General features: G+C 70.6%; 2 protein-coding genes. One reads left to right on the top strand and one right to left on the bottom strand.

The annotated features are described in order from the left end of the window. Positions 1-136: 136 nt before the first annotated feature. The gene (locus CH341_RS26995) at positions 137-1,132 is read right to left on the bottom strand and encodes a Bug family tripartite tricarboxylate transporter substrate binding protein (RefSeq protein WP_111422053.1); all 996 of its coding nucleotides are present in this window, start codon (positions 1,130-1,132) and stop codon (positions 137-139) included. Positions 1,133-1,363: 231 nt separating this feature from the next. On the opposite strand from CH341_RS26995, the gene CH341_RS26990 reads away from it, so the two are divergent. Next, positions 1,364-2,210 (top strand): LysR substrate-binding domain-containing protein (locus CH341_RS26990; RefSeq protein ID WP_111422052.1); only part of this gene is annotated, 847 nt, incomplete at its 3' end.

The raw sequence follows: 2,210 nt of genomic DNA, 5'->3' as shown, positions 1-2,210 counted from the left end.
GCCGCGGCCGCGGCGAGCTGCTCGGCCCGCCACGCCTCGTGGCTCGCCGGGGCCGTGGTGTAGTGGCCGTGGCAGTCGATGATCATCGCAGGGGCTTCTTCTTCACGCGGCTCGGGGGCAGGCGGGCGGCGGTCGCTCACTTCAGGCGGATGTTGGCGGCCTCGATCACCTTGGACCACTTCTCGATGTCCTTCTTCATCAGGGCGTCGAGCTCGGCCGGCGAGCTCCAGTCGAGGTCCATGCCCTGGACCGCGAGCTTCTCCTGCAGGGCCTTGTCGGCGACGGCCTTCTTGAGCGAAGCGCTGATCTTCTCGATGATCGCGGGTGGCGTGCCCTTGGGGGCGAACAGGCCGTACCACGTGGTGTAGCCGAACTCCGGGACCGTGTCGGAGATCAGCGGCAGGCCCGAATCGGCCCGGCTCTTCGCCGTCATGCCGAGCGCCCGCAGCGTGCCCTGGTCGATCATCCCCTTGAGTGAGGGCATCGACGAGAACGTCGCCTGGATCTGGCCCGACATCACGTCGACGACGGCTTGCGAGGTGCCACGATAGGGCACGTGCACGATGTCGATCTTGGCCGTCGTCTTCAGCATCTCCATGCCGAGATGGGCGACCGCCGCGGTGCCGGCCGAGCCGAAATGCAGCTTGCCCGGATTGGCCTTGGCGTAGGCGACGAGGTCCGCCATGGTCTTGATCGGCAGCGCCGGGTTGATCACCAGCACATGGGCGCTGTTGGAGACGAGGCCGATCGGCACGAGCTGCTCGACGGTGCTCATGTCGTGCTCGGCCAGCGGATGGCTCACCACGTTGCCGGAGGCGGGGAACAGCAGCGTGTAGCCGTCCGGCTCCGAACGCGCCACGTTGATGACGGCGAGCTTGCCGCCGGCGCCGCCCTGGTTCTCGATGATGAAGCTGCGGCCGAGATCCTCGCTCATCCGCATCGCCACCTCGCGGGCCACCAGGTCGGCCGGGCCGCCGGCTGCGAACGGCACCAGCACGCGGACGTTACGGGTGGGCCAGCTCTGCGCCGCGGCGCTCTGGGCCGAGGCGACGCCCGGCGCCGCGACCAGCAGCGAGGCGGTCGCCAGGGCGCTCACCAGTCCACGCAGCGAAACGTTCGATCCTGTCGTCATGGGGCGCGACCTTTGTCCTGCCGGTGAGACGGACACGCGATCGGGAGGACCCCGACGCGAGAGGGGGAGGGGGGACGCGTGTCGTCGACGGCGGCGCCGGTGGCGGCCAGAGCGGCGCAACGCAGCCGCGAGTCGACGAGACCGCGATCGTTGTCCGCAGGCTAGCGGTCCGATACTGATACGGTCTAATACGTTCTCGGCGTGCCAGTTATAGGGATCGGATATGGATCGATGAACGATCGCCAGATGCGCTACTTCATCGCCGTGGCCGAGCAGCTCAGCTTCAGCCGCGCCGCCCGCCTGCTCAATGTCAGCCAGCCGCCGCTCAGCATGCAGATCAAGGCGCTGGAGCGCGAGCTCGGGACCGCCCTCCTGGTCCGCACGCGCCGCCGGGTCGAGCTCACCGAGGCCGGCCGGCTGTTTCTCGACAGCGCCCGCCGGGCGGTGCGCCAGATGGACGAGGCGGCCGCGCTGGTCCGCCAGTCGGCCGAGGGCAAGGCCGGGGTGCTGCGGCTCGGCTTCACCAGCTCGGTGCCGCTGTCGAGCATCTTCGCCCGCATCATGCGGCGGTTCCGCGCCGCCAATCCGCGCGTCCAGATCGAGCTCCTTCACCTGTCGACCCGCGAGCAGTTCGAGGCCCTCGACGACGACCGGCTCGACGCCGGCATCCTGCGGCCGGCCAACGGATTCCAGTCGCGCCCGGGGATCGAGGCGCACCAGGTGTGGCGCGACAGCCTGTCGGCCTTCCTGCCGGAGACCCATCCGCTCGCCGCCGGGCCCGGCCCGATCGCCATGGCGGCGCTCGCCGGCGAGGACTTCGTCTCGGTGTCGCGGCCGATCGGCTGCGGCGTGCACGAGCAGACCATGCGGCTGTGTGCGGCCGGCGGCTTCATGCCGCGAATCGTCCAGGAGAGCCGCGAGCTCAGCACCGTGCTGGGGCTCGTCGCGGCGGGCATCGGCGTCTCGGTGCTGCCGCAGTGCTACGCCCGCGTCGGCATGGCCGGCGTGGTGGCGCGGCCGCTCGCCTCGGCCGACGCCGAGAGCCGCCTGCTGCTCGCCGTTCGCGCGCCGCAGGCGC

It is taken from the genome of Rhodoplanes roseus (assembly GCF_003258865.1).
GTDB lineage: Bacteria > Pseudomonadota > Alphaproteobacteria > Rhizobiales > Xanthobacteraceae > Rhodoplanes > Rhodoplanes roseus.
This window is presented reverse-complemented; position numbering and strand designations above follow the sequence as displayed.